The 24,904-nt window shown below is 70.5% G+C and carries 19 protein-coding genes; 6 read left to right on the top strand and 13 right to left on the bottom strand.

All coding sequences use genetic code 11. From position 1 onward, the window contains the following. The first annotated feature begins 50 nt into the window (after positions 1-50). Both ACLIME_RS16925 and ACLIME_RS16920 read left to right on the top strand, forming a co-directional pair. A complete protein-coding gene (locus ACLIME_RS16925) occupies positions 51-1,049 on the top strand; it encodes an ABC transporter substrate-binding protein (RefSeq protein WP_411557661.1) in 999 nt (332 codons plus the stop codon). Positions 1,050-1,225: 176 nt separating this feature from the next. Beyond that, positions 1,226-2,590: an MFS transporter gene (locus ACLIME_RS16920; RefSeq protein WP_411557660.1), complete on the top strand. Its 1,365-nt coding sequence runs from the start codon at positions 1,226-1,228 to the stop codon at positions 2,588-2,590. Between the two features lie 382 nt (positions 2,591-2,972). Here the strand turns inward: ACLIME_RS16920 and ACLIME_RS16915 are convergent, their stop codons facing one another. From ACLIME_RS16915 to ACLIME_RS16890, 6 genes are all read right to left on the bottom strand, one after another. Further along, positions 2,973-3,761, bottom strand: a complete 789-nt coding sequence (locus ACLIME_RS16915) for an ABC transporter ATP-binding protein (RefSeq protein ID WP_079704789.1) — start codon at positions 3,759-3,761, stop codon at positions 2,973-2,975. After that, positions 3,758-5,587 carry a dipeptide/oligopeptide/nickel ABC transporter permease/ATP-binding protein gene (locus ACLIME_RS16910; protein ID WP_274499228.1) on the bottom strand — a complete coding sequence of 610 codons (1,830 nt, stop codon included), beginning with the start codon at positions 5,585-5,587 and terminating at the stop codon, positions 3,758-3,760. Before ACLIME_RS16910 ends, ACLIME_RS16915 begins: the two co-directional genes overlap by 4 nt. 4 nt (positions 5,588-5,591) lie before the next feature. Next, positions 5,592-6,644 (bottom strand): ABC transporter permease, encoded by a 1,053-nt coding sequence (locus tag ACLIME_RS16905; RefSeq protein ID WP_137242513.1) that lies wholly within the window; start codon positions 6,642-6,644, stop codon positions 5,592-5,594. Between the two features lie 2 nt (positions 6,645-6,646). Then, positions 6,647-8,239, bottom strand: coding sequence for an ABC transporter substrate-binding protein (locus ACLIME_RS16900; RefSeq protein ID WP_079704786.1), 1,593 nt, complete (start codon positions 8,237-8,239; stop codon positions 6,647-6,649). Positions 8,240-8,345: 106 nt separating this feature from the next. After that, the gene (locus ACLIME_RS16895; protein ID WP_159877291.1) at positions 8,346-9,950 is read right to left on the bottom strand and encodes a hydantoinase/oxoprolinase N-terminal domain-containing protein; all 1,605 of its coding nucleotides are present in this window, start codon (positions 9,948-9,950) and stop codon (positions 8,346-8,348) included. Next, positions 9,947-11,083, bottom strand: coding sequence for a DUF917 domain-containing protein (locus ACLIME_RS16890; RefSeq protein ID WP_085512084.1), 1,137 nt, complete (start codon positions 11,081-11,083; stop codon positions 9,947-9,949). The genes ACLIME_RS16895 and ACLIME_RS16890 overlap by 4 nt, the downstream gene beginning before the upstream one ends. A 73-nt stretch (positions 11,084-11,156) precedes the next feature. On the opposite strand from ACLIME_RS16890, the gene ACLIME_RS16885 reads away from it, so the two are divergent. Then, positions 11,157-12,656 carry a PucR family transcriptional regulator gene (locus tag ACLIME_RS16885; protein ID WP_411557659.1) on the top strand — a complete coding sequence of 500 codons (1,500 nt, stop codon included), beginning with the start codon at positions 11,157-11,159 and terminating at the stop codon, positions 12,654-12,656. A gap of 47 nt (positions 12,657-12,703) precedes the next feature. Here the strand turns inward: ACLIME_RS16885 and ACLIME_RS16880 are convergent, their stop codons facing one another. Beyond that, positions 12,704-13,561 (bottom strand): alpha/beta fold hydrolase, encoded by an 858-nt coding sequence (locus ACLIME_RS16880; protein ID WP_411557658.1) that lies wholly within the window; start codon positions 13,559-13,561, stop codon positions 12,704-12,706. Between the two features lie 203 nt (positions 13,562-13,764). Between ACLIME_RS16880 and ACLIME_RS16875 the strand changes: the two genes are divergently transcribed. Continuing rightward, the gene (locus ACLIME_RS16875) at positions 13,765-14,412 is read left to right on the top strand and encodes a pyridoxal 5'-phosphate synthase (RefSeq protein ID WP_086472919.1); all 648 of its coding nucleotides are present in this window, start codon (positions 13,765-13,767) and stop codon (positions 14,410-14,412) included. A 103-nt stretch (positions 14,413-14,515) separates the two neighbouring features. Here ACLIME_RS16875 and ACLIME_RS16870 read toward each other — a convergent pair whose 3' ends face one another. Beyond that, positions 14,516-17,407 carry an MMPL family transporter gene (locus tag ACLIME_RS16870; RefSeq protein ID WP_411557657.1) on the bottom strand — a complete coding sequence of 964 codons (2,892 nt, stop codon included), beginning with the start codon at positions 17,405-17,407 and terminating at the stop codon, positions 14,516-14,518. A gap of 63 nt (positions 17,408-17,470) precedes the next feature. Then, the gene (locus ACLIME_RS16865) at positions 17,471-18,118 is read right to left on the bottom strand and encodes a TetR/AcrR family transcriptional regulator (protein ID WP_411557656.1); all 648 of its coding nucleotides are present in this window, start codon (positions 18,116-18,118) and stop codon (positions 17,471-17,473) included. 227 nt (positions 18,119-18,345) lie between these two features. Between ACLIME_RS16865 and ACLIME_RS16860 the strand changes: the two genes are divergently transcribed. Beyond that, positions 18,346-19,572: an MFS transporter gene (locus tag ACLIME_RS16860; RefSeq protein ID WP_124768453.1), complete on the top strand. Its 1,227-nt coding sequence runs from the start codon at positions 18,346-18,348 to the stop codon at positions 19,570-19,572. A gap of 25 nt (positions 19,573-19,597) precedes the next feature. On the opposite strand, the gene ACLIME_RS16855 is transcribed toward ACLIME_RS16860, so the two are convergent. From ACLIME_RS16855 to ACLIME_RS16845, 3 genes are all read right to left on the bottom strand, one after another. Next, positions 19,598-20,464 carry an AraC family transcriptional regulator gene (locus ACLIME_RS16855; protein ID WP_411557655.1) on the bottom strand — a complete coding sequence of 289 codons (867 nt, stop codon included), beginning with the start codon at positions 20,462-20,464 and terminating at the stop codon, positions 19,598-19,600. 112 nt (positions 20,465-20,576) lie between these two features. After that, positions 20,577-21,743: a hypothetical protein gene (locus tag ACLIME_RS16850; protein ID WP_411557654.1), complete on the bottom strand. Its 1,167-nt coding sequence runs from the start codon at positions 21,741-21,743 to the stop codon at positions 20,577-20,579. 50 nt (positions 21,744-21,793) lie between these two features. Beyond that, on the bottom strand, positions 21,794-23,464 hold the full coding sequence (locus ACLIME_RS16845) for a 2-isopropylmalate synthase (protein WP_411558806.1): 1,671 nt from the start codon (positions 23,462-23,464) through the stop codon (positions 21,794-21,796). A gap of 138 nt (positions 23,465-23,602) precedes the next feature. Here ACLIME_RS16845 and ACLIME_RS16840 point away from each other — a divergent pair, with 138 nt between their 5' ends. Continuing rightward, positions 23,603-24,295: a FadR/GntR family transcriptional regulator gene (locus tag ACLIME_RS16840; RefSeq protein WP_411557653.1), complete on the top strand. Its 693-nt coding sequence runs from the start codon at positions 23,603-23,605 to the stop codon at positions 24,293-24,295. 33 nt (positions 24,296-24,328) lie between these two features. Here ACLIME_RS16840 and ACLIME_RS16835 read toward each other — a convergent pair whose 3' ends face one another. Continuing rightward, positions 24,329-24,877 (bottom strand): CGNR zinc finger domain-containing protein, encoded by a 549-nt coding sequence (locus ACLIME_RS16835; protein ID WP_411557652.1) that lies wholly within the window; start codon positions 24,875-24,877, stop codon positions 24,329-24,331. Positions 24,878-24,904: the final 27 nt, after the last annotated feature.

The raw sequence follows: 24,904 nt of genomic DNA, 5'->3' as shown, positions 1-24,904 counted from the left end.
CGGGCATTCCGATATCGTTTCGTGACTTAGGTTCGGCTACCCTAAGTACCATGACGATCTCTTCACGCCTCCGCCGCGCCGCACTCGTTCTCGTGCCGGCGCTCGCCCTGGTCGGCCTCGCCGGCTGCTCCCCCACCGCCGCATCCGACGCCGACAGCAGCGGCGCCTGGAGCTACACCGACGACACCGGCACCACGGTCAAGCTCGACCAGCAGCCGAAGCGCGTCGCGAGCTTCGCCGACTACGCGCTCGGCCTGCACGGCAACGGCATCGACCCCGTCGCGGTCTTCGGTCGCGTCGACGTCGCCACCGACAAGCGCTTCGCGGACTACGACCTCGGCGACACGGCCATCGTCGGCAACAGCTACGGCGAGATCGACCTCGAGGCACTCGCCGAGGCGGCACCCGACCTCATCGTGACCGGGATCTACCCGACCGACCGCGACGGCACGCTCGACCTCAAGGGTCCCTACTACGGCGTCGCCGACGTCGAGCAGCAGGAGCAGCTGGAGAAGATCGCTCCGGTCGTCGCCATCAAGGTCGGCGGCAAGGGTGCCGACGTCATCGCCTCGCTCAACAAGCTGTCCAAGGCGCTCGGAGCCGACGACGACACCATCGCCGCCGCGAAGGAGAAGTACGACGCCGCAGCGGCAGACCTGACCGCCGCAGCGAAGGAGACCGACCTCGAGGTCACGCAGATGTACGCGGACGCGAGCGGGGTCTACGTCGTCAAGCCGCAGGACGAGCCGGAGACCGAGCTGTACAGCGAACTCGGCGTGAAGTACACGAACGCGAACCCGGACGGCTACTACTACTGGGACATCTACAGCTGGGAGAACGCTGGCCAGGCGATGACCGGTGACGTCCTGCTCGTGAACGTCGAGGGCTTCCAGCAGAGCGACCTCGAGGCTCAGGCGACCTTCGCCTCGCACCCGGCACTCGTCGCCGGTCAGATCCACTCCTGGAACACCGCCGCCCTCGACTACACGTCGCAGGCGAAGCAGATGGAGACGCTCGCCGGGATCCTCCGCGAGTCGAAGGCGCTGTAGCGAGACGGGGTCGGGTGGGGTGGGGCGCGCCGCTCATGCGCACCCCACCCCGTGTGCTCCCGACGCACCGGATCGGCTTCGGAGTGTGCCGACCGCACATGGGCTGAGCCTCCAGACGGCCGGTAGCCTCGTCAGGCGTCCCGGCCGTCCGGGTGCGCCCAACACGAAGGAGTGCCATGGCCATCCAGAGCGCGCGCGAGAGCGACCCACGCGGATCCGACACCACCGCCGTCGGCCAGAGCGACATCGATCGCGACGGCCTCGACTCCCGGGTGCAGCGCCGCCGCGCCATCCTCGCCAGCTCGGTCGGCACCGTCATCGAGTGGTACGACTTCACCCTCTACGGGCTGGCCTCCGCGCTCGTGTTCGCACCGCTGTTCTTCCCTGGCGCCGGTGACCTCGCCGGCCTGCTCGGCGCGTTCGCCGGCTTCGCGGTCGGCTTCGGTGCCCGCCCGATCGGCGGCCTGATCTTCGCCCATTACGGCGACAAGCTCGGGCGCAAACCGACGTTGCTCATCACGCTCCTCTTCATGGGCGTCGCGACCACGTTCATCGGTCTCCTCCCCACCGCCGAGACCATCGGGATCTGGGCTCCGATCCTGCTCATCGTGCTGCGGATCTTCCAGGGCATGGGCTCGGGTGCCGAATTCGCCGGCGCGATCACGATGGCGAGCGAGTCCGCCGACGTGAAGCACCGTGCGTTCGCCGCGTCGTTCCCCGGCGCCTCCGTGTACGTGGGCATGGCGCTCGCGACCACCGTCTTCGCCGTGGTGAGCACCCTGCCGATCGAGCAGTTCCAGAGCTGGGGTTGGCGGATCCCGTTCCTCGCGAGCGTCGTCATCGTCGCGTTCGCGCTGTACTTCCGGCTGCGGGTCAAGGAGACGAAGGCGTTCGAGAGCGCAGAGGAGCGCGGCGCGGTCACCTCGGCACCGCTGGTCGGCGCCATCCGCTCGCACTGGCGGGTGATCCTCTGCGGCATGGGGCTCTTCGCGTTCGCACTGCCGTGGGTCTACGTCGTGCAGGTGTTCTCGCTGTCGTACGTGACGGGCACGCTGAGCGTGAACCCGACGGAGGCGCTCATCGGCCTCATCGTCGCCGAGGTCCTGACCATCCCGACGGCGCTGCTGTTCGGTCGCCTCGCCGACCGCATCGGTCGGAAGCCCGTCCTCATGGGCGCCGCGATCTTCGGCGTGGTCTACGCGTTCCCGATGTTCCTGCTCTACGACACGGAGCAGTCGGCCCTCGTCGCCCTGGGCCTCATCCTGGGCCTCGCCGTCATCCAGGGCGCCACGATCGGCACCTCGGGAGCACTGCTCGCCGAGATCTTCCCGACCTCGATGCGCTGGAGCGGCATCGCGCTCTCGCGTGAGATCCCGGCCGCCCTCGTCGGCGGGACGGTCCCGCTCGTCGCGACCGCGCTCGTCGCCGCGAGCGGTGGCGCACCATGGTTGGTGGCGGCGTACCTGCTGGTGCTCAGCGCGATCGGCGTCGTCGGAATCGCGTTCCTCCCGGAGACCCTGCCGCGCAAGCAGCGCGGCTGACCTCCCCTCCCGGTCCCTGAGCCTGTCGAAGGGCGACGACAGCCCGTGGGCACTTCGACAAGCTCAGTGACCGGAAGAAGGCCAACCCGGTGATCCCGGTCCCTGCCCTTCGACAGGCTCAGGATCCGCGTGTCGAAGGGCGACGTCACCCGTGGGCACTTCGACAAGCTCAGTGACCGGAAAGGGTGAGGTCAGCGACCGGAAAAAGTGAGCTCAGCGCCCGGAAAAGGCCTACCCGGCAGGACCCGGTCCCTGAGCCTGTCGAAGGGTGACGTCACCCGTGTGCACTTCGACAAGCTCAGCGCCCGGCGGAGGTGAGCTCAGTGACCGGCGGCGGTGAGCTCAGCGACCGGGCGCGGCCCGGCCGAGCAGCCTGGGCCGCTTACTCCTCGTCCCAGGTCATGCGACGGCCCATCACGGGCACGGAGGCCAGGAGCTCACGGGTGTAGGCGTCCTCGGGAGCGGCCAGGACGGTGGCCGTGGGGCCCGCCTCGACGACCCGGCCGGCCTGCATGACGCTCACCGTGTCGCACATGTAGTTCACGACGGCGAGGTTGTGGGAGATGAACAGCACCGTGAGTTCGAGCTCACGCTGCAGCTCGCGCAGCAGGTTGAGGACGACGCCCTGCACCGACACGTCGAGCGCCGAGGTGATCTCGTCGGCGATCAGGACCTCCGGTTCGGCCGCGAGCGCCCGCGCGATCGTGATGCGCTGCCGCTGACCACCCGAGAACGCCGACGGCAGGTCGCCCGCCCGGTCCGGGTCGATGTGCACGCGCTCGAGCAGCTCGCCCACCCGGGACCGCTGCTCCGAGCGACTCCAGGAGCGCCCGGTCGCCCGGGACCCCTCGGCGATCGACAGCCCGATCGGCATGCGCGGGTCGAGCGCGGAGTACGGGTCCTGGAAGACGAGTTGCACGCGTCGACGCGCACGACGGGCGGCGGACGAGCGCCCGACGATGTCGGCGCCGTTCAGTCGGATGCCGCCGGCGCTCGGGATGACGAGACCGACGGCGGCCGCGGCGACCGTCGACTTGCCTGAGCCGGACTCCCCCACGAGCCCGTGGGACGTGCCCGGGCGGACCGTGAGGTCGAAGCCGTCGACCGCGGTGTGCGCGGACGCGCCGTGGCCGTAACGGACCGTGAGGCCGGAGAACTCGAGACCGGTCATGCGCGCTGTCCTTCGGTGGTGATGGGCCCTTCGACAAGCTCAGGGACCGGGAGGTCTTCCTCGTCGATCGCACCGATGACCGGGAGCGGCATGGTGCGGTCGGAGGTCATGTCGGGCACGCAGGCGATGAGCCCACGCGTGTACGGGTGCCGCGCCTCGTGGAGGCGGTCGGCGTCGAGCGATTCGACGATGCGGCCGTCCTTCATGACGAGGATGCGGTCGCAGAACCCGCTGACGAGGGCGATGTCGTGCGAGATGAGCAGGATCGCAGCACCCGTCTGCTCCTGCGCCTCGTGGAGGACCCGGAGGACCTGACGCTGCACCGTCACGTCGAGCGCCGTCGTGGGCTCGTCGGCGATGAGCAGCTTCGGGCGGCCCATGAGCCCCATACCGATCATGGCCCGTTGCCGCATGCCGCCGGACAGCTCGTGTGGGAACTGCTTCAGGCGCTTCACCGGGAGCGGGATCCGCACCGACTCGAGCGCGGCCTCGGCGCGTTTCGTCGACTCTGCCGCCGACAGCCCCTCGTGGACCTCGACGGTCTCGCGGAGCTGCTTGCCGATCGTGAGCGAGGGGTTGAGCGAGGTGAGCGGGTCCTGGAAGACCATCGCGAGCTCGAGGCCGAGGCGGCTGCGCTCGGCCTTCGTCAGCGGTGCGGTCATGTCGATCCCGCGGAAGCTCAGCTCCGAGGCCTGCACCGAGGAGTCCGGCCCGAGGAGGGCGGCGATCGCCATCGCGCTCACCGACTTGCCCGATCCGGACTCGCCGACGACACCGACGACCTCGCCGGGCATGATCGTGAGGCTGATGCCGTGGACGCGCTCGACGAGACGGCCGTCGCGGTCCGGGAAGGCGACGCGGAGATCGCGCACCTGCACGACGGGCTCCTGGTCGGCGGGCGTCGCAGCCGCAGCCGAGGCGGTCGCGGGAGCCGCGGTGCGACGACGCGCGGGCGCGGGCAGGCCGAGGAGCCGCTTCGACGACTCGTTCCAGAGCTCGCCGAGCTGCGTGAAGATGACGCCGCACACGACGAGCGCGATGCCGGGACCGATCGCCGCCATCGGATTGCCGTAGATGCGGGCGATCCCGAGGCCGAGGAGGCGACCCCAGTCGTACTCGGGCGCCTGCACGCCGAGACCGAGGAAGGACAGGCCGGCGAAGGCGAGCAGCGTGCCGGAGGCGGAGACCGCCGCGTTCACGAGCATGGGCGGCAGCATGTTCGGCATGACGTGCCGGACGAGCACCTCCGCCTGCCCGACGCCGGCGATCCGCGCGGCCTTCACGTAGTCGCGACCGATGAGCGACGAGGCGAGCGTGTAGGTGAGGCGCGCGAAGGTCGGCACGCCGGCGAACCCGACGGCGAGCATCGCGCCGGTGGCGCTCGCGCCCCAGATCACCGAGAAGAACAGGGCCATCAGGAGCCACGGGAACGACAACAGGATGTCGATGAGCGCGGTGACGAGTCGACGCAGCGGGCGAGGCAGGACCGTCGCGACGGCCCCGAGCAGGACGCCGCCGACGACGGAGATCGCGGTGGCGCCGAGGGTCAGCAGGACGGACACCCGCGTGGCGACCATGACCCGGGCGAAGACGTCGCGTCCGAGCTCGTCGGTGCCGAAGGGGTGGGCGAGGCTCGCACCGGCGAGGCGGTCGGCCACGGACGTCGTGTCGGCGGCGGACCCCCAGACGGTCGGGCCGACGACCGCGACCACGATGATGAGGAGCGCTCCGATCGCGCCGGTCAGGCCGCGCGGGGTGCGGAGACGGTCGAGCACCGGGGACCGGCGTGAGGGGGTGGGACTGGAGGTGGTCGGACGGGTGCTCATGAGCTCAGCCCTCCGTGATCGAGGAGCGCGGATCGATCGTCGCGAGCGCGATGTCGATGAGGAGGTTGAGGCCGAGGACGAGGATCGCGTACACGAGGACGATGCCCTGGATCATCGGGTAGTCCTTCGAGGTGATCGACGAGACGATGCTCGTCCCCAGGCCCGGGATGGCGAAGACCGTCTCGATGAGCACGGTGCCGGCGACCATGCCCGTGAGGATGATGCCGCCGATCGTGAGCGTGGACGTCACCATGTTCGGCAGCGCGTGCCGGAGGTAGACCAGGTGCGTCGGCAGGCGCTTGCTCCGTGCCGTGGTCATGTACGGCATCTCGAGGACGGCCAGCATCTCCACGTGCACGATGCGGGCCAGGTACGCCATCGGACCGACCGCGAGGGCCACCACCGGCAGGATCGCCTGGTCGAAGCCTCCCCAGCCGGCGGCCGGGAGCACCTTGAGCCCGATGCTGAACACGGCGATGAGACCGACGGCGAGCAGGAGGCTCGGGATGGCGATCAGCACGCCGAGTAGACCCGAGACGCCGAGGTCCGCGAGGCGGCGGCGGCCGGTACGTGAGGACACCGCGGTCGCGACACCGATGGGGAAGGCGCCGATCGCCGCGAGGAGGAAGGACGCGACCGCGAGGGTGAGCGTCACCGGGAAGCGCTGCGCGATCGTGTCGGCGACCGGCCGCTGCGACCCGATCGCCGTGCCGAAGTCGCCGCGGAACAGCCCGCTGACGTAGTTGACGAACTGCTCCGGCACCGGCACGTTCAGGCCGAGGTCGGCGCGCGTCCGCTCGACGAGTTCCGGGGTCGCGCTGTTCCCGAGCGCAGCCCGCACCGGGTCTCCCGGCACGAGCTGCACGATCAGGAACGTCGCGACGATGACGATGGCGAGGGAGACGAGCACCCTGCCCAGTCGTCGGAGGATGAACGAGGTCCGCGGGGAGAGTCCGCCGAGGACGCCGCGACCCCCTCGACGCGCGACCGCCGGGCCGCCGGGGCCCGTGGCCGGGTCGGTGGCCTGCTCGGTGGTCACGGTCGAGGGGATCGTCATGATCAGCCGACCATCCGGATGCTCGTCGGGCGGATGAAGTTCGGACGCTCGACCTCGGCGCCGTTCAGGTACAGGAAGTCCTGCGCGTCGGCGATCGGGAACACGTCCGTCCGCTCGATGAGCTTCGCTTCGGCCTGCTGCCAGAGGTCGCAGGTCTCCTCCGGGCTGGCCGTCTTAGCCTGCTCGGCGAGCGCGTCGTACTCCGGGTTGTCGACGAACATGAAGTTGTTGCCGCCCTTGTCCGGGGTCTCGCCACCGAAGAAGGTGTTCACGATGACCGGTCCGCCCGGAGCGATCTGCACGAAGCCGGTGTCCCAGTCGAAGGTCGAGAACAGCTGCTCGGACCAGGCGTTCGCGTCGTTGCCCGAGAGCTCCGTCGTGACGCCCAGCTCGTCCCAGGTCTGCTGCACGAGCTCGGCCGCGGCCGCGTGGCTCGGGGTGGCCGCGTCGTAGATGAACTTGATCGTCAGCGGCTCGCCGTCCTTCGAGCGCTTGCCGTCGGAACCGAGCGTCCAGCCCGCCTCGTCGAGGAGCTCGCCGGACTTCTCGACGTCCGTCTCGGGGAGCGTCCACTGCGGGCCGTCGGCGACGCAGAGGTACGGGCTCTTCACGACGAGCGACTTGGACTCCTCGGCGGTGCCGTCGGTGACGACCTCGCCGACCTGCTCGCGGTCGATCGCGGTGACGAGGGCCTCACGGACGAGCGGGTCGGAGGTGGGGCGCTCCGGGCGCTCGTTGAAGAGCATCTCGCCGATCGGGTTGCGCACGCCCTCGCTGCCGAGACCGGCGGCCTCGACGCGGTCCTGGTCGGCGCCGCCGATGCTCGCGGCGTTCACGTCACCGGAGAGCAGCAGGTTCGCGGCGGTCCCGGGGTCGGTGACGACGCGGACCTCGAAGGTGTCCGGCAGGCCCTTGGTGTCGCTCGTGACGTCCTCCGGGCCCCAGGTGTAGTCGTCGCGCTTGGTGAAGGTGTAGCTGGAGCCTGGGGTCGCCTTGTCGAGGGCGAAGAGGCCGGTGCCGTTCATCGTCTCGACGAGCGAGTCCGGGTCATCGAGGCCGGCCTGGCAGACCATCTCGACGGTGCCCGTGTTGGCGAGGATGAACGGGTCGGGCGTCGTGCTCGTGACGGTGAGCTGATTGCCGTCGGCGGTCGCGGTCATCCGCTCGGAGACCTGCGCGCCGTAGTAGAAGGTCGCGTTGGCCGGGTCGGCGTTGTAGGTGATGTTCGCCGCGGCGGTCTCCGCGGTGAACGGGGTGCCGTCGGCGCAGGTGATGCCGTCCTTGAGCGTGTAGGTGATGGAAGTGGAGCTCGCGTCCTCCTCCCAGCTCTCGGCCAGCCAGGGCAGGAGCTCGCCGTCGGCGTTGACGTACACGAGCGACTCGTAGTGGAAGCTGATGATCTCGCGGGCCTCGAGGCTGATGCCCGTCATGGGGACGAGGCTGCCCGGGTCGCCGCTCATCGCGGTGACGAAGGTGCCGCCGGAGACGTACTCGCCGGAGGAATCGGAGGATTGCGAGGAGGTGCACGCGGTGAGGGCCACCGCGGTGAGGGCCGCGGTGGCGAGTGCCGCCGCGGCTTTCCGCTTGCTGTTCATGCTGGATCCTTCGTACTCGGGTGGCCGTGGTGCGCGGGTGGCCGGATCAGATGGGGTGAGGTGCCGTGCTGGTGCTGGTGGAGAGCTGTGCTGGTGCTGTGGTGCGTCAGATGCGCTGTCGGGTCGCCGTGCCGATGCGGGCGAGGGGACCCGCCGCCTTCACGGAGACCTTCAGGGTGGGGCGGGTCGCGTACGAGACGGGGGTCTCGAGCACGTCGACGATCTCGACCGAGCGCGGGTCTGCGCCGGCCTGGATCGCCTTCTCGATCGCGGAGCGTCCTGCCTCCTCGATGGCGGCTGCGCGGTCGGCGAAGTCGCAGAGCTGATCGGAGCGCCCACCGGCGAGCGCGATGGCCGCGCCCACGGCGTTGGCGACGTTGCCGCGCGCCGGGCGCAGGACCTCGCTCGCGCCGAGGACGGCGTCCGGGACGAGGAATCCTCCGCCGCCGACGACGACGAGTGGGAGGCCGGTGCGGCCGAGCGACATGCGCTCGACGGCGGACTCGATGCGTTCGTGGGCGACGCCGAGCGCGTGCTCGAGTGCTTGGCGGGTCACGCGGTCGAGGGGCGGCAGCTCGCGGTCGGCGATGCCGAACTGGAGCGAGGCCGCGTCGGTGAGGGTCGGGGTGGTGCCGCCGAACAGCAGCGCCTCCTCGGTGAGGCGGTAACCGACCGAGTCGTGGCGCGGGACACCGGTCGCGGTGTCGACGATCGTGCCGCCGCCGAGGCCGACGCTCAGGATGTCGGGCATGCGGAAGTTCGTCCGCACGCCACCGACCTCGCGGGGCAGGGTCGACTCCCGGGGGAACCGGTCGACGAGCACGCCGAGGTCGCTCGTCGTGCCGCCGACGTCGATGATGATCGCGTTGTCGGCACCGGAGAGGAAGGCGGCGCCGCGGATGGAGTTCGCCGGCCCGGAACCGATCGTGAGCACGGGGTAACGCGCCGCATACTCGACGGCCATGAGCGTGCCGTCGTTCTGGGCGAAGTACGTGGTCGCGTCGAGTCGCTCCTCGGCGACGACGGTCGTGAGCGCGTTCGTGACGTCGCGGGCGACGGCGTAGAGGGACGCGTTCAGGACCGTCGCGTTCTCGCGCTCCAACAACCCGAGCGCGCCGATCTCGTGACTGAGCGACACCGGGATGTCGACCCCGACGTGGTCCTGGACGAGTGCCTCGACCTCGAGCTCCTGCTCGGGGAACGACGGGCTGAAGATCCCGCAGACGGCGACCGCGTCGAAGGTGCCGGCCAGGGCGTCGAGCTCCCGGCGGATGAGGTCGCGGTCGAGCGGGGCGATCGGGTAGCCGTCGACGAGGTGGCCACCGCCCGCGAGGATGCTCCCCGCGAGGACGACGTCGCGCAGTTCCCGCGGCCAGCCGGCGAGCGGCGGGAGCGAGGTGGCGGCAGGCGAGCCCAGCCGGATGACGACGACGCGTCCGAGGTCGCGGCGGTTGACGATCGCGTTGGTCGCGTGGGTGGTGCCGAGCATGACGCGGGTGACGAGGCCCCGGTCGTCGCCCAGCTGGTCGAGGACCTCGGCGAGCGCGGCCCGGATGCCGCCGGTGACGTCGCGGGTCGTGGGCTGCTTCGTCCACGAGACGACCTCGCCCGTTCCCGAGAGCGCGACGGCGTCGGTGTTGGTCCCGCCGACGTCGATACCGATCGCGAGTTCGCCCGAGGTGTCGGTGACGGTGCTGGTGCCGGCGCTCATCGGGTCGCTCCAATGGTCTCGTCGGCGCTCACGCCGAAGGGCTCGTAGTCGAGGTCGTAGCCGAACGCGCGCGGGCCGGCGAGTTCGAGGCCGCGCTCGGTGCGCCACAGTGGATCGCACGCCCAGGCGAGGACGCTCACCCGCTGCCCGAAGCGCAGCATCTCGGTGGAGATCGCGTCGCCCGTCTCGGAGTCGACGATCGTGACGAGGTCGGGGACGCTGACGATCACCGCTCCGTCCTCCATGACGACGAGGTTCTCGTTCTGGATCTCCACGCGGGTGAGGCGACCGCGGTGCTCGCCGATCCCCTCGACCGTGACGGAACCGCGGGTGAACCCGCCCTCGGTGCGGCGCTCGATGTCGACGACCTTGCCGCCCGTGATGAGGGACGCGCCGAGTTCGTCCGTAAGCGCGCCGACGGGGTCGGTGGCGGTGAGGAGCCGGCGCCCGACCTGCACGGCGCGGCTGACGCTGCCCTCGATGACGGCGCCGCGGACGGTGTCGCGGTCCATGACGTAGTTGGCGCCGATCGAGATCGCGCCGCTCGCCACGGTGAGGGCGCGGGCGTGGCGCTCGAGCCAGGCGAGGCTGACGGGCCGCAGGATCGAGACGTTGCCGATCACATCGCTCAGGACCGCGTACCCGGGCGGGAGGTTCGCGACGTTCATCGCGGTCATCGGCGCTTCCGGGAAGGCTCGTCCCATGCCGTCGGCGTCGAGGATGCTGAGGCCGAGGCTCGCGGCCCAGCCGACGGGTCCGACGCCGTTGCTGCCGCCGATCTCCGTCGCCATGATCGTGGTGATGCGCTTACCGGTGAGGCGCTCGATCTCCTCGACGATGATCTCGGCCTGGCCGCTCGCGCCGAGCATCTCGAAGCCCACCGACGGGGCGCCGATGCCGGACATGGCGACCACCACGTCGTCCGCGTCGAGGTCGGCGACCTGTTTGACAGGGACCGGACCGAATTGCTCCAGGGCGATCTCGACGCCGAGCTGCGGGGTCTGCACCGCGCCGCCGCCACCGGTGCCGAAGATGGCGCATCCTGCGGCGAGCGCCGGCACGTCGGCCAGGGTGATGCTGGTGATCGGCGTGGCCGACGCTGCGGAGCGTGCAGCGGGGTGGTTCGTTGACATGTACCGAGCGTAGGCAGGGTCGGGAAGCACGACAATGTTCCCGCGGCCCACACAATCGGGGCAGAATGTGCTCATGGCCCAAGTCACCGTTGCGGACGTCATCCTCCAAGCCGAGCATCTCGGCGCCCGCTGCGTCGTCGGCGCCCCTGCAGGCGTCCCGGTCACCGGCGTCGAGATCCTCGCGCTCGACGAGCTGAACGACGCGACCGAGCACTCCATCGCCATCGTGACGACCCCCGACGGCGCCGTCCCGAGGCCATACCAGGTCGACATCGCCATCCGCCGGGCCATCGCCGCGGGCTGTGCCGGCCTCGTGTTCGTCGGTGCGTTCCCCGTCGCCGAGACCTCGCGGGCCCTCGCGGACCGCGGTGGCCTGCCGGTCATCATGAGCGAGGGCATCGCCTCCGACCTCGCCGTGCTCATGGACCGCACGATCCGCGGTGGAGCGGAAGAGGCGATGTCGCGCGCCGAGTTCGCGATCCAACGGGTGATCAGCGCGTCCGCGGCTGAAGCAGAGCAGGCGTCGGGTGTCGGCGTGCGGGAGGCGATCCTCGAGGTCGCCAGCACGACCCTGGGGGTGCCGGTCACCCTCGTCGAGGATGCGAGCGCGAGCTGGCTCGAACCGGATGCGGTGTGCATCGGTGAGATCCCGATCGGCCGGGTCCACGCCGAGCGCGACGACCCGGCCGCGGCGATCGCCCTCCCGGTCATCGCCTCCGTCCTCTCGCGCGCCCTGCAACGGGAACTGCACGGACGCTTCGGTTCGGTGCGCTCGCGGGCGGAGCTCATCATCGAGCTGATCTTCGCCGAGTCGTCCCGTATCGACGGCTTCGCGATGGACGCGGTCCGGGCCGGCCTGCCGCTCCAGCTGTCGCACGCGGTGGCGTGGCTGACCCCGAAGCACGCGAGTGATCCCGACCGCCGCGCACCCACGGTCCTCGCGCCCTCCGTCGAGCTCTTCGCGCTGCAACTCGTCGACCAGCGCGAGGAGCAGTGGCACCTCGCGATGCGGCGCGACGAGATCGTCGTCATCGCGTCGGAGGAGCTCGGCGCACCCGACCACCAGCGACGCCTGCGCGACGTGATGGAGCGGATCGTCGCGCACGCCTCGACGATCGCGGGGCCGGAATGGACATTTACCGTCGGGCTCGGGACACCGCAGAGCGGAGCGGCAGGGCTCCGGCAGTCGGCGACCGAGGCGCGGGTCGCGGCTGAAGCCGCCATTGCGGGTGGTCGCTTCGGCACCATGGAGGCGACGGACGTCACCGGGCTACGGCGGGTGCTCCTCGACTTCTACGCCTCACCGCTCAGTCGGACGCTCCTCGACGACATCCTCTCGCCACTCGACGCCCTCGGTCCGGAGCGGGCCGCGATCTCGGTGCGGACGCTCCTCTCCTACCTCAGCCATCGGAACTCGCTGGCGCGTGCCGGGGCCGAGCTGAACCTGCACCCGAACGCGGTGAACTACCGGATCCGGCGCATCGAGCAGTCGCTCGAACTCGACCTCGCCGACCCGGACGTCCGCTTCGCCGCGGAGCTCGCCTGCCGGGTGCGGCTCATCGGCATGCCGTAGGCCCGCCCCGGTCCCTGAGCCTGTCGAAGGGCAGCCCCTCGACGACCTCACCGACCGGACGCGAGCGTCTCCGCGTGCCTCGCCGTCCGCACGACGCCCGCCACGAGCGTCGGCCACAGCTGCGCCGGGATGAGGTGCCCCATGTCGGGCAGCACGTGCAGCTCGGCCGCCGGCATCGCCTCGGCGATGTCCACCGCCGAGCGCCAGTGCAGCACGTCGTCCTCGCGTCCGTGCAGCACGAGGGTCGGCACCGTCACCTCGCGCAGCCGGTCGAGCCGTTCCGGTGCGCGGAGCAACGCGGCCCACTGGCGACTGAACCCTTCCGGCGCGTACCCGCGGTCGTAGGCCTCGCCGGTCGCCCACACCTCCCACTCGGTGTCCGGCTGGTAGCGGGCGCCGGGGACGGGCGCGGCGAGGACGGCCATTGCGGCGACCGACTCCTCCCGGCTGTACCGCTCGGGCTCGACCTGCAGTTCGGCGCGGTCTCCGTGCAGGATGTAGCGCGGGTCCTGGCCGGGGATCGTCGACAGTAGGCCGAGACTCAGCACCCGCTCGGGGTGTTCGAGCGCGACCATCTGCGCCATCATCCCGCCCATGGAGTGACCGACGAGGTGCGCTGCCTCGACCCCGAGGTGGTCGAGCACCCGCACGACGTCCTCGCCCATGTCACCGAGCGAGTAGCCGCCGTCGAGGTCGTGCTCGCCACCGAAGCGCTGCGAGTACCCGACGTCGCGGTTGTCGAACCGCACGACGCGGAAGCCCTCGTCCACGAGCATGGCCCGGAACGGGTCACGCCAGGTGAGCAGCTGCGCACCGCCGCCCGCGATGAGCACGATCACCGGGTCGGCGGGGTCGCCCTCCACCTCGTAGTAGATCGAGACGTCGTCGGTGTCGGTGTACGGCATGCGGTGCTCACTCTCCTCGAACGTGTTCCCTGGCGGGCGTTCCGAGGCTAGCCCGCGGCCTGGCCGTGCACCATGTGCCCTGGACCCAGCGTTCCCGCCCGAGCTGTGCCGAGCGCCCAAGCCACTGAGGTGAGGCAGGTCGTCGCTCGGCAGCTCGCAGGGCGACGAGATGCCTCACCTCAGCGCACGGGTAGGCTCACGCCATGAGCGCCGAACCCCTCTCCGGAGACGACACCCTGCAGCTGCCCGAGTTCGACACGCCGCCCGCCGAGCCCATGCTGCTCGCTCAGCAGTGGCTCGCCGCAGCGATCGAGCGGGACGTCAGCGAACCCCGATCGATGACCCTCGCGACCGCCACCTCGGTCGGTGTCGTCAGCGCGCGCACCGTCGACGTGAAGACCCTCGACGATCGCGGCCTGATCTTCGGCTCCTCGACCGAGAGCCGCAAGGGCGGGCAGCTCGCCGAGAACCCGAGCGCCGCCCTCCAGGTGTATTGGCGCGAGACGATGCAGCAGCTCCGCTTCGAGGGCCGCGTCGAGCAGCTGAGCGACGAGGAGTCCGACGCACTGTTCGCCGACCGCTCGCCCAAGTCACGAGCGGCGACGGCGGTCGCCCACCAGTCGACGCCATTCCGCGACGGCCCGGAGGAGACCCTCGACGCCCTCATCGCGCAGGCGAACGCGTTGCTCGAGCGCGAGGGGGACGACGTCCCGCGGCCGGCCACGTGGGTCGGGTTCCGGCTCGTCCCCGACATGGTCGAGTTCTGGCACGCCAGTCGCGACCGGATGCACCGGCGCCTCCGCTACCTCGCGGCCGACGGCGGCTGGATCGTGGACCGCCTGCAGCCGTAGCGGAGGGGCGACCGCCGGCCGCCTCCCCACCCTTCGACAAGCTCAGGGACCGAGAACCCGCCCAGCCCCCACCCTTCGACGGGCTCAGGGACCGAGCGCCGCGCTACCTCGGCGCGCGGACGACCACGACGCCACCGACGGGCGGCTCGACGACCGCGGTGCCGTTGTCGGCGTCGACCGCGATGACGTAGGCACCGACGGCCACGCGCTGCACACCGGCGGTCGCCGGGTGCACGATGACGTCGAGCCCGGGCTCCACCCGGGAGACCTGCTGGTCGGCCGAGTCGGGGTCGGTCGTGAGCACGTGCGCCGGGTGCGTCCGCTCGGCGGCGGCCGCCTCCCGGCGGGTCAGCTCACTCGACGGTGCGGCCACGTGTGCCGCCGTCCCCGCGGTCACGCCGGCACCGAGGGCCGCCGTCTCCGCGCCGTCGACCGCGTTCCGCGGCTCGCCGCTCGACGGGGCGGTCGCGACCGAACCCGTGTCACCGGCCTCGACGTGATGCGCCGGGTGGCTGCGCTCGAGCGCGGCACCCTCGACGTCGACGTTCGGCAGGATGCGGTCGAGCCACTTCGGGATCCACCAGGCGCTCTTCCCGAGCAGGTGCATGACCGCCGGGATGAGGAGCATACGGACGACGAACGCGTCGACGAGCACACCGAACGCCAGACCGAACCCGATCGACCGGATCATCGCCGAGTGGGAGAAGATGAACCCGCCGAAGACGGAGATCATGATGATCGCCGCCGCCACGACGACCGTCCGGCCGGCGTGCAGCCCGCGCTGGACCGCCAGGCGCGCCGGGGCACCGTGAGCGAACGCCTCACGCATGCCGGACACGAGGAACAGCTGGTAGTCCATCGCGAGCCCGAAGAGGATGCCGATGAGGATCGTCGGCAGGAAGCTCAGGATGGGCCCCGGGTCGTGCACGCCGAACACCGGTCCGAGCCAGCCCCACTGGAAGATCGCCGTGATGCCACCGAAGGTCGCCGCGAGGGACAGCATGAATCCGAGCGTCGCGGTGAGCGGCACGAGGATCGAGCGGAACACGAGGATCATGATGATCAGCGACAGACCGACCACGAGCGCCAGGTAGAGCGGAAGGGCGTCGGAGAGCTGCTTCGAGACGTCGATGTTGCCGCTCGCGCCGCCGGCCACGCCGAGCTCGACATCGCCCGACAGCGGCGAGAGGTCACGCAGGTCGCGGACGAGCTGTTCCGTGGAGACGGCGTTCGGCCCCTCCTTCGGGATCACCTGGAAGGCGAGGACGGAGTTGTCGTCCGATGCGCCCACCGGCGCGACGGCCTTCACGTCGTCCTGGTCGGCGATCTCCTGGCCGATCCGCACCTGCTCCTCGAGGACTTCCTCGTCGGTGGCGGCGTCGGGCAGCGTCGCGACGACGAGCAGCGGACCGTTGACGCCGGCACCGAACTTGTCCTCGATGAGCGTGTAGGACTGGTACTGCGTCGAGTCGACGGCCTCCGAGCTGCCGTCCGGCAGGCCGAGACGCATGTCGAGCGCGGGGATCGCGACGACGCCGAGCACGACGAGTCCGGCGACGAGCGTGCCGACGGCGCGCAGGGTACCCATGGGCTTGGTCGGGACGGCGTCCGGGCGCGGCGTGCCGATGGTGCCGCGTGCCTTCCGGCTGAGGATGCGGAGGCCGAGCAGCGACAGCAGGGCGGGCGTGAGGGTGACCGCGAGCAGGATCGCGACGGCGACGCAGATCGCGCCGACGGTGCCCATCAGGCCGAGGAACGGGATCCCGGTGACGTTGAGCGCCAGCAGCGCGACGAGGACGGTCGATCCGGCGAAGACGACCGCGTTGCCCGAGGTGCCGTTCGCGAGGCCGATGGACTCGTGCAGTTCGACGCCCGCGAGCAGCTGCTTGCGGTGCCGGTTCAGGATGAACAGCGAGTAGTCGATGCCGACCGCGAGCCCGAGCATGACGCCGAGCACCGGCGTGATCGAGAGCATGTCGACGACGCCCGAAAGGGAGAGCGACGCGGTGACGCCGACACCGACGCCGACGATCGCCGAAACGAGCGGGAGCGATGCGGCGATGACCGTGCCGAGCATCACGAGCAGCGTGATCGCCGCGATGATGAGGCCGATCGCCTCACCCACGCCGAACAGCTGCGGCAGGCTCTGCGCGAGCTCGTTCGAGAACTCGACCTCGACGCCCGACGGGACGTCCTTCTTCACCTGGTCGATGACCGACTGCTTCGTCTCCGGCGTGACCTCCTGCTGGCGCTTGTCGAAGACGACGTTCGCGACCGCAGTGGTGTCGTCGGTCGAGACGGTGCGGATACCCGAGGAGAGGTCGAGGAGCTGCGAGGAGAGCTCGAGCTTCGTGCTCTGCTCGTCGAGCTTCGCGAGGTTCTCGGTGATGGTGGCCTGCTGGGCGTCGAGCGCCGTCTGCTGCTGCGTGATCGCGGTCTGCTGCGCGTCGAACTGGGCCTGTGCGGCGGCCGGGAGTGTGCCGCCCGCGGCCTGCTGCGCCTGGGCGAGCGCGGCACTCAGCTGGGTCTGCGCGTCGGTCAGCTGCTGCTGTCCGGCGTCGAGCTGCGTCTGGCCGTCGGTCAGCTGGGTGCGGCCGTCGTCGATCTGCGTCTTGCCGTCGGAGATCTGCTTCGCCTGGTCGGCGATCGTCTCCTGCGTCTCGAAGGGGTTGACCGTGGAGTCGACGCCCTTGAGGTCGGCCGTCTCGTCGAGCAGCTCACCGATCGCGGTCTTCTGGCTGTCGGTGAAGGCGTCACCGTCCTTCGTGTGGAACACCATCGCCCCGGTGCCACCGGAGGCGCTCGGGAACGATTCCTCGAGCTGGTCGGTGACCTTCGCGGTCGGTGTACCCGGGATGGTGACGGCGCTCGAGAGGGTGCCACCGAAGGCGAGGAACGCACCCACCGAGATGCCGAGGATCACGATCCAGGAGATGAGGACGGCCCACGCGCGACGCGCGGAGAAGCGTCCGAGGCGATACAGCAGTTCAGCCAAGGGAGTCTCGATTCTTCGGGAGGTGGTGCTGGTGACGTGTGCGGGGACGGAGCGGGAAGCGGATCAGTGCGTGGACGCGTAGCCGGTGCGGACGCTCGCGATGAGCCGTTCCAGCAGGTCGGTCCAGAGGGCACGGGCTTCATCGTCCGTGGTGGCGCCGGTACTCACGATCCAGTGATGGGCGAGCACTTCGACGCCGTGCATGAGGGAGGACACCAGGAAGCCGGCCTCGAGTTCGTCGACGTCGGTGTTGCGCTCGGCCAGTTCGTGGGCGAGCTCCTGGGTGGTGCGGGAGAAGGTGGCCTGGAACAGCTGCTGCGGGCGCGAGTCGTCGGGTGCGAAGCCGCCGAGCGCGTTCCAGAGGAAAGCGATGACGCGGGGGATGTCGGTCGTGCGGAGCGCTGCGGCGACGTCCTCGAACATCGAGACGCGCGACCCCGGGCCCGCCGGTCGGGCGTTGACGGCGGACCGGAAGCTCTCGATCACGACGGCCAGCTCCTCGGTGCAGGAGGTGGTGACGAGGTCGTCGATCGAGGAGAAGTGGTTGAACACCGTGCGGCGGGAGACGTCGGCGCGCTCGGCGATGACGTCGACGTTGAAGCCGGCGATGCCCTGCTCCGCGATCATGACGCGGGCGGCGTCGAGGATCGCCCGATGGTGGCGCGCGCGGAGAGCGGCGCGTCGATCCTCGGCGGGGGCGGCGGTGGACACGTGGGTACACTACGTGCACCGATGCACTCAGTGCAACTTGTTGACGCGGTGTTCACCGATCTGTCAGGAAGGTGCGCTGACTCGCCCGGATCTGCACCAATATCCGAGATTATCGTGCAGGAACGGGCGACTCAGCGACGCCGGGACGGGTGCCGGGGTGGACGGACGGTCGGGTCGGGTGGACTGGGCGTCGGGTGGAGGGGTCACGGCTCCGGCAAGCTGAGAGCATGACGACAGACGAGAAGCTCGACGCACCACGAACGGGCTCGGTCCCCACGACGAACGCAGCCGCGTCCGACGCCCCGCGCACGCGGACCGCATGGGCGGCCGTCGCCGTCATGATGGCGACGAGCTTCGTGCTCGTGCTCGCCGAGTTCCTGCCGCCGAGCCTGCTGCCGTCGATGGCATCGTCGCTCGGGATCACCGAGGGCCAGGCCGGCCAGGCCGTCACGGCGACGGCGTTCATCGGCTTCCTCACCGCACCGACGATCGGGATCCTCGTCCCGCGACTCGACCGTCGCCTCCTGCTCGTCCTGCTCGCGGCCGCCGCCGCGGTGTCGAGCGCGCTCGTCGCGATCTCCGCCGACTTCGTGATGCTGCTCATCGCCCGACTCCTGCTCGGTGCGGCCCTCGGCGCCTTCTGGGCGATGTCGATCGCGATCGCCGCCCGATTGTCCGCGCCGCACCACCTCGGTCGGGCGATCATGCTCGTGAACACCGGCACCACCGTCGCGACGGTCGCCGGTGTCCCGGTCGGCACCTACCTCGGCTCCGTCATGGACTGGCGCCTCATCTTCGCCGGCGTCGCGGTCATCACCGCGGTGGTGGCCGTCGCACTGCGGCTCGTCCTCCCACCCGTCGCGCCGGCACCGTCGAGCGGCGGTCTGCGGTCGCTCGTCGACACGCTCCGCGTCCCGGGAATCCGCGTCGGCCTCACGGGGCACATCCTGACCGTCCTCGGCCACTTCATCGCCTTCACCTACATCCGACTCGCGATCGAGCGGGTGCCCGACCTCGACGCGGCCGGTGTGGCCGTCCTCCTCGCGGCATTCGGCCTCGGCGGCGTGGTCGGCAACTTCGTCATCGGGCTCCTCGTCGACCGCCACCTCGCAGCCCTGCGCTACGTCGTCCCGGCCTTCATCGGCATCTCGATCGCCCTCGTGACCCTGTTCCCGGGGCAGCCCTGGATCGTGACCATCGCGATCACCACCTGGGGCATGGGCTTCGGCGCCTGGCTGACGACCCTGAGCACCTGGATGGGTCGCCTCGTCCCGGACCGCATGGAATCCGGTGGCGGACTCGTCGTCGCAGGCTTCCAGCTGGCGATCACCGTCGGTGCCGGAGCGGGTGGACTGCTCGTCGACGCGGTCGGCATCGTCCCGGCGCTCACGGTCGCGGCGATCTCCGCGATCGTCGGTGGCATCGTCTTCGGGTCGGCGCGCACCGCACGGTGATGCCGAAGGCTGCCCGGCCGACCGCCTACGCGGCGAGCGCCGCCTCGGCACGCCAGCGGGCCGGCGTCAGGCCCGTGTACCGCTGGAAGGCGCGCGCGAAGCCGTCTTCCGACACGTAGCCGAGCGCGCCGGCGAGCTCGGCCACGGACGCGTCGCCCGTGAGGATGAGCCCCTTGGCCGTCTCCATGCGAACGGTCGTGAGGTAGGCGCGCGGGGTGTGCCCGACGACCTCGCGGAACCGCTCGGCGAACGCCGACCGCGACATCATGGCGATGCGGGCGAGCGTCTCGAAGGTCCACGGGCGCCCCGGTTCGGCGTGCAGGGCGTCGAGGACCGCGCCGATGTGCGGGTCGCCGATGCGCTGCAGCCAGCGATCCGGCGCGCAGCCGGCCTCGTTCCACGTGCGGAGCGCGGCCGACACGATCGTGGTCGCGATGCGGCTGCAGATGACGGTGTCGCCCGGCCGCGGACGACCAGCCGCCTGCGGGCAGCCCATGCCCTCGATGAGCGCCACCATCGAGGGCTCCTGCCCGGCGAAGTCGGCGACGTACAGGTGCTCGGGCAGCGTCTCCGCCACCTGTTGGCGTTGGCCCGGCGGGGTGAAGGCGACGTCGAGGAGCTCGGCGTCCTCGAGCGCGACCACCGTCGTGGCGTGGGCGCGGGGGAAGAAGACGAGGTCGCCGGCGTCGAGGTCGCGGGTGCCATCGGCGGCGGTGAGGCGGACGCGTCCGCTGGAGAGGTAGACGAAACCGGACGCCGTGTGCGGTCGTCGCAGCGGTGTGCCCGCGGCGAGGCGGTCGCGGTCGGTGCCGTGGATCGTCCACTCGAGGCTCGCGAGTGCGCGATCGAAGGTGTCGATCGTCGACGCTGGAGGGGTCGCGGTGAGGGTCACACCGATGCGAACGCGAAGGCGCCGCCGGATGTTCCGCGACCTGCCCGCTGAGTCGCCCGGATCTGTCCGATCTGGACGTGGATCCAAGCAGATTCGGGCGACTCGGTCGCGGCTAGCGCCCGTCCACCACGGACATGAACCCCGCGAAGGCGAAGGCGGCGGGGATGAAGTAGAGCAGCGTGCGGGTGACGAGCCAACTGACCGCGCCGACAGCCACCCAGATCGCGTGGAAGCGCGCGCGCACCGTGAGGCGACGGCCTTCCTCGCCGACGACCGTCTCCTTCCGGGTCCAGACCTGCTCAGCCTCCATGGCGTCCCGCGCCGCCTCGAGGACGCTCTCGGCGTCCTGTCCCGCCACCCGTTCGTCGCGGTACCGTTCGGCCCTCGTGATGAGACGCGGCACCAGGTCGGTGAGGATCGCGTCGATGGCGACCCAGGGGGCGGCGTAGGCGAAGTCGGCGGCCGGCCTGCTGAAGAAGACGACCCGATCGTCGACCATCTCCACGTTGTAGTAGGCCGCGGTGCTGACGAGCGACGACATCACGTCGGGGGTCAGCACGTATCGCGCGTCCGCTCCGTACCCGGACGGCGCGTAGACGCGGAACCACCGGTCGAAGTCGCCCTCGAGGGAGATCTGCAGACCCCGGTCGACGCCCGGCGGCAGATCGCTGCGCACGGTGTCGTTCGTCGTCGCATCGAGCAGCAGATGCGGGAGGGGTGCCGGCAGCCGCACCACGAGGTAATGCCAGTCCCTCGACCGCTTCACGTCGTCGACCAGGTTGCCGAACTCGATGTTCCCGCGGACGAATCGCGGATACGACTGCACCTGTGGTCCCGGAACGGTGATGAAGGCGTTGTTGTACTTCCCCGTCGTGGTGATGAGCGAGGAGAACATCGCCCGACCCTTCGGTTGCTCCTCGAAGCCGTTGGCCACCGCCGTCAGGTGGCGCCGCCATTCGGCGAGGCGCGCCTTCGGCGACGGCGGGCGTCGCGACCAGCGGTACAGGAACCAGGCACCGACGAGCAGCCCGACGAGGACGAGCGCGGCGACGACCAGGCCGATGACGTCATCAGGCTCGACGCGACGGTCGTGGTATTCGTCGACGCTGACCCCGACCGAGACGAGCGCGATCGCCAGGTACCAGAGGACGAGGCTGAAGTAGAGATGGAAGAGCACTCTCCGCCCGGTGGGCACCCGTTTGGGCCGGCCGGAGCGACGCTCATCCGCCATCGCCGCGGCGACCTCGTGTTCGGGCGCCGTCAGCCATCGCAGTTCCACTGATCCAGATCCCCTCGACGCCCTCAGCCTCCCAGCGTAGGGCAGGGCGGCTAGCGGCCCGCAGCGCTGACGACGGCACGGACGGATGCGTCGAGGACGGAGCGATGCCGACCCGCTGCCCACACCGTCTCCGCCCCGCGGCGGATCTCCAGGAGAGTCAGGGCCTCGGCGCCACTCCCGGCACTGAGCGAGGTCTGATGCAGGGAGACGATCTCGACGTGGACGCCGTGGTCGGCGAGGAGACGGGTCGCCGCCTCGACCGGACCGACGTCGGCGAAGGTGGCCTCATGGCGGTCCCCGTCGATCCGCAGACCGATCGTCGTCCGCGAGGTCTCGCCGGTCGTCGCCACATCGACCTCGAGTAGCTCGACCCGAGACGGCGTCGCCGACAGGTAGCTGCGCTCGAACGCCGCGAGCAACGCCTCGGCGTCCAGTTCGCGACCCGTCTCGTCCGCCTGCTGCTGGACGCGACGCGAGAAGTCCACCTGGAGACGACGGGGCATCTCGATGCCGTAGTCGCGTTCGAGCAGGTAGGCGATGCCGCCCTTGCCGGACTGCGAGTTCACGCGGATGACCGCCTCGTAGCTCCGGCCGAGGTCCGCGGGGTCGACCGGCAGGTAGGGCACCCGCCATGGGAGGTCCTCCGGGCGGCTGCCGGTGGCCTCAGCCCGCGCTCGGTGTTCCGCGAAGCCCTTCTTGATCGCATCCTGATGCGTCCCCGAGAACGCGGTGTGGACGAGCTCGCCGACGTACGGGTGGCGCGGGTGGATCTCGATGCGGTTGCTGTGCTCCACGACCCGACGGATGTGGTCGATGTCGGAGAAGTCGATCATCGGATCGACGCCCTGCGCGTGCAGGTTGAGCGCCAGGGTCGCGAGGTCGACGTTGCCGGTCCGCTCGCCGTTGCCGAAGATGCACCCTTCGACGCGTTGGGCGCCAGCGAGGACCGCGAGCTCAGCGCACGCGATCCCCGTGCCGCGGTCGTTGTGGGGGTGGACCGACAGGATGACGGCGTCGCGGCGGTCGAGGTTCCGATGCATGTACTCGATCTGGTCCGCGTAGACGTTCGGGCTCGCCGCTTCGACGGTGGCGGGCAGGTTGAGGATCACCGGGCGGTCCGGAGAGGCATCCCACAGGGTCGTCATGGCGTCGCAGAGTTCGAGGGCGTAGTCCGGCTCCGTCAGGTTGAAGACCTCCGGGGAGAACTCGAACCGCACCCCGTCGAGGTCGCCGGCGAACTCGAGGACGTCGGAGCCGCCGGTGAGGATGAGCGCGCGGAGTGAGTCGCGGTCGTGTCCGAGGACGACCTCCCGCCAGAGCGGCGCCGTCGCGGTGTACAGGTGGATGACGACCGGGTTCCGGATCCCACGGATCGACTCGACCGTGCGCTCGATCAGGTCGCGGCGGGCCGGTGTGAAGACGACGATCGTGACGTCCTCGGGGGCGATGTCGGTCTCGGCGATCAAGCGGACGAAGTCGTAGTCGGTCTGCGAGGCGGAGGGGTACCCGACCTCGATCTCCTTGTACCCCATGGTGACCATCAGCTCGAAGAACGCCCGTTTCCGCTCGGGGTCCATGGGCGCGGCGAGCGCCTGGTTGCCGTCGCGAAGGTCCACCGGCACCCAGAGCGGCGCCTCGGTCAGTCGCCTCGACGGCCAGGTCCGGTCGAGGAGGGGGACGTCCACCCGCGAGTACAGGTCCTGGTACCGGTGGGACGGCATCTGCGAGTGGCGCTGGCGATTCCAGCTCGGCGCGGAGGACGGAACGGGGCCGGCGGGTGTGGAGAGTCGGGAGTCTGCGGGGATCACGCGGCAACGCTAACACAACTTGTCAGACAAGCTGAGGACTATGATCGACACATGGACACCGTGCACCGTGAATCACTCTCCGACCAGGTCGCACGCTTGCTCCTGCAGCGCATCCAGGCCGGCGAGTGGGAGATCGGCCAGAAGTTGCCCGGCGAGACGACCCTGGCACCGCAGCTCGGCGTCGGCCGCTCGACGATGCGCGAGGCGATCCGCCAGCTGGCCGGCCAGGGCGTGCTGTCGACCCGGCAGGGATCGGGGAACTTCCTCCGGTCGCGCGCGCCGGTCCAGGATTGGGACGCGCTCGTCCTGCGGACCGCGATCGGCTCGGTCATCGAGGCGCGCATCGCCATCGAGTGTGAAGCGGCAGCCCTTGCCGCGCAACGCCACACGGCGTCCGATCTGGCCGCCATCCGGGCAGCGCTGGCCCATCGGAACGCCGATCGCGCGACCATCGAGGGGCGGGTCGACGCCGACACCGCGCTCCACCGGAGCATCGTCGCCGCGAGCGGGAACGAGATCCTCACCGAACTGTTCGACACCTTCGCCGAGCGCAGCCGCGAGGCGATGATCCAGATGCTCCGCCTCAGCGGCGAGCCGGGGACGGACCACGACCAGCTCGTCCACGAGCACATCGTGCAGGCGGTCGCCGATCGCGATGCCACCGCGGCGTTCGAGCGCAGCCGCACCCACCTCCTCGCCCTCCGCGACGGGATGGCCCGCCACCGGAGTGACGACCCGTCGTGACCGACGCAGCGGGATGAGCCCATGGGCGCCGGGTCATCCGGCGCGAGAACCCCCCTGCCGCGCGCGGTGGGCGCGGACCCGACCCCGACTGGCACAGGCCGGCGACGGGCACCAGTGACGCCGACCCGAGGTGTCGAGGAACACCCAGCGGCAGTCGACCTCGGCACACTGACGCAACAGCTCCCGGTCCGGCCCCTGCAGCATGACCAGCGCCTGGACGGCGATCGCGGCGAGCGCCGCGGCGAGCGTGACGCCGGCCTGAGTGGGACCGCTCCACAGCGCTCCGGCCGAACCCGACGCGTGTCCACGCACCTGCGCGAGATCGTCCGGGGCCGGTTCGCGCCCGGCGACCGACGCCATCGCCAGCTCGCGGAGCGACTCCCGCAGCCTCACGAGGCGATCGAGGTCGTCGGCGCTCAGCTCGCCATCCACACCGAACCCGACCAGGCCGAGCCACCGATGCCCCGCCTCGGGCGTCCCGATCCGCTCCACCGGCCGCGTTCCGAAGCTCTGTCCCTGCGTGGCGAGCAGGTTCAGCCAGGTGGCTCCGCCGTCGAAGCGGAAGTCGGTCTCGGTCGTCATGGTTCGAGTGTAACGTGTCAACCGTTA

The sequence above is a fragment of the Plantibacter sp. MPB07 genome (assembly GCF_046619465.1).
Classification (GTDB): domain Bacteria; phylum Actinomycetota; class Actinomycetes; order Actinomycetales; family Microbacteriaceae; genus Plantibacter; species Plantibacter auratus.
The sequence above is the reverse complement of the archived record's forward strand: the minus strand, read 5'-3'. Positions and strand labels throughout refer to the sequence as shown.

Excerpts from the sequence above, each read along its gene's own strand:
- ACLIME_RS16880 (WP_411557658.1), bottom strand. The coding sequence starts at position 13,561 with ATGCCGTACACCGACACCGACGACGTCTCGATCTACTACGAGGTGGAG.
- ACLIME_RS16885 (WP_411557659.1), top strand. The coding sequence starts at position 11,157 with ATGGCCCAAGTCACCGTTGCGGACGTCATCCTCCAAGCCGAGCATCTC.
- ACLIME_RS16875 (WP_086472919.1), top strand. The coding sequence starts at position 13,765 with ATGAGCGCCGAACCCCTCTCCGGAGACGACACCCTGCAGCTGCCCGAG.
- ACLIME_RS16905 (WP_137242513.1), bottom strand. The coding sequence starts at position 6,644 with ATGACGATCCCCTCGACCGTGACCACCGAGCAGGCCACCGACCCGGCC.
- ACLIME_RS16925 (WP_411557661.1), top strand. The coding sequence starts at position 51 with ATGACGATCTCTTCACGCCTCCGCCGCGCCGCACTCGTTCTCGTGCCG.
- ACLIME_RS16915 (WP_079704789.1), bottom strand. The coding sequence starts at position 3,761 with ATGACCGGTCTCGAGTTCTCCGGCCTCACGGTCCGTTACGGCCACGGC.
- ACLIME_RS16895 (WP_159877291.1), bottom strand. The coding sequence starts at position 9,950 with ATGAGCGCCGGCACCAGCACCGTCACCGACACCTCGGGCGAACTCGCG.
- ACLIME_RS16920 (WP_411557660.1), top strand. The coding sequence starts at position 1,226 with ATGGCCATCCAGAGCGCGCGCGAGAGCGACCCACGCGGATCCGACACC.
- ACLIME_RS16845 (WP_411558806.1), bottom strand. The coding sequence starts at position 23,464 with ATGCCGTCCCACCGGTACCAGGACCTGTACTCGCGGGTGGACGTCCCC.
- ACLIME_RS16860 (WP_124768453.1), top strand. The coding sequence starts at position 18,346 with ATGACGACAGACGAGAAGCTCGACGCACCACGAACGGGCTCGGTCCCC.
- ACLIME_RS16890 (WP_085512084.1), bottom strand. The coding sequence starts at position 11,083 with ATGTCAACGAACCACCCCGCTGCACGCTCCGCAGCGTCGGCCACGCCG.
- ACLIME_RS16835 (WP_411557652.1), bottom strand. The coding sequence starts at position 24,877 with ATGACGACCGAGACCGACTTCCGCTTCGACGGCGGAGCCACCTGGCTG.
- ACLIME_RS16900 (WP_079704786.1), bottom strand. The coding sequence starts at position 8,239 with ATGAACAGCAAGCGGAAAGCCGCGGCGGCACTCGCCACCGCGGCCCTC.
- ACLIME_RS16910 (WP_274499228.1), bottom strand. The coding sequence starts at position 5,587 with ATGAGCACCCGTCCGACCACCTCCAGTCCCACCCCCTCACGCCGGTCC.
- ACLIME_RS16840 (WP_411557653.1), top strand. The coding sequence starts at position 23,603 with ATGGACACCGTGCACCGTGAATCACTCTCCGACCAGGTCGCACGCTTG.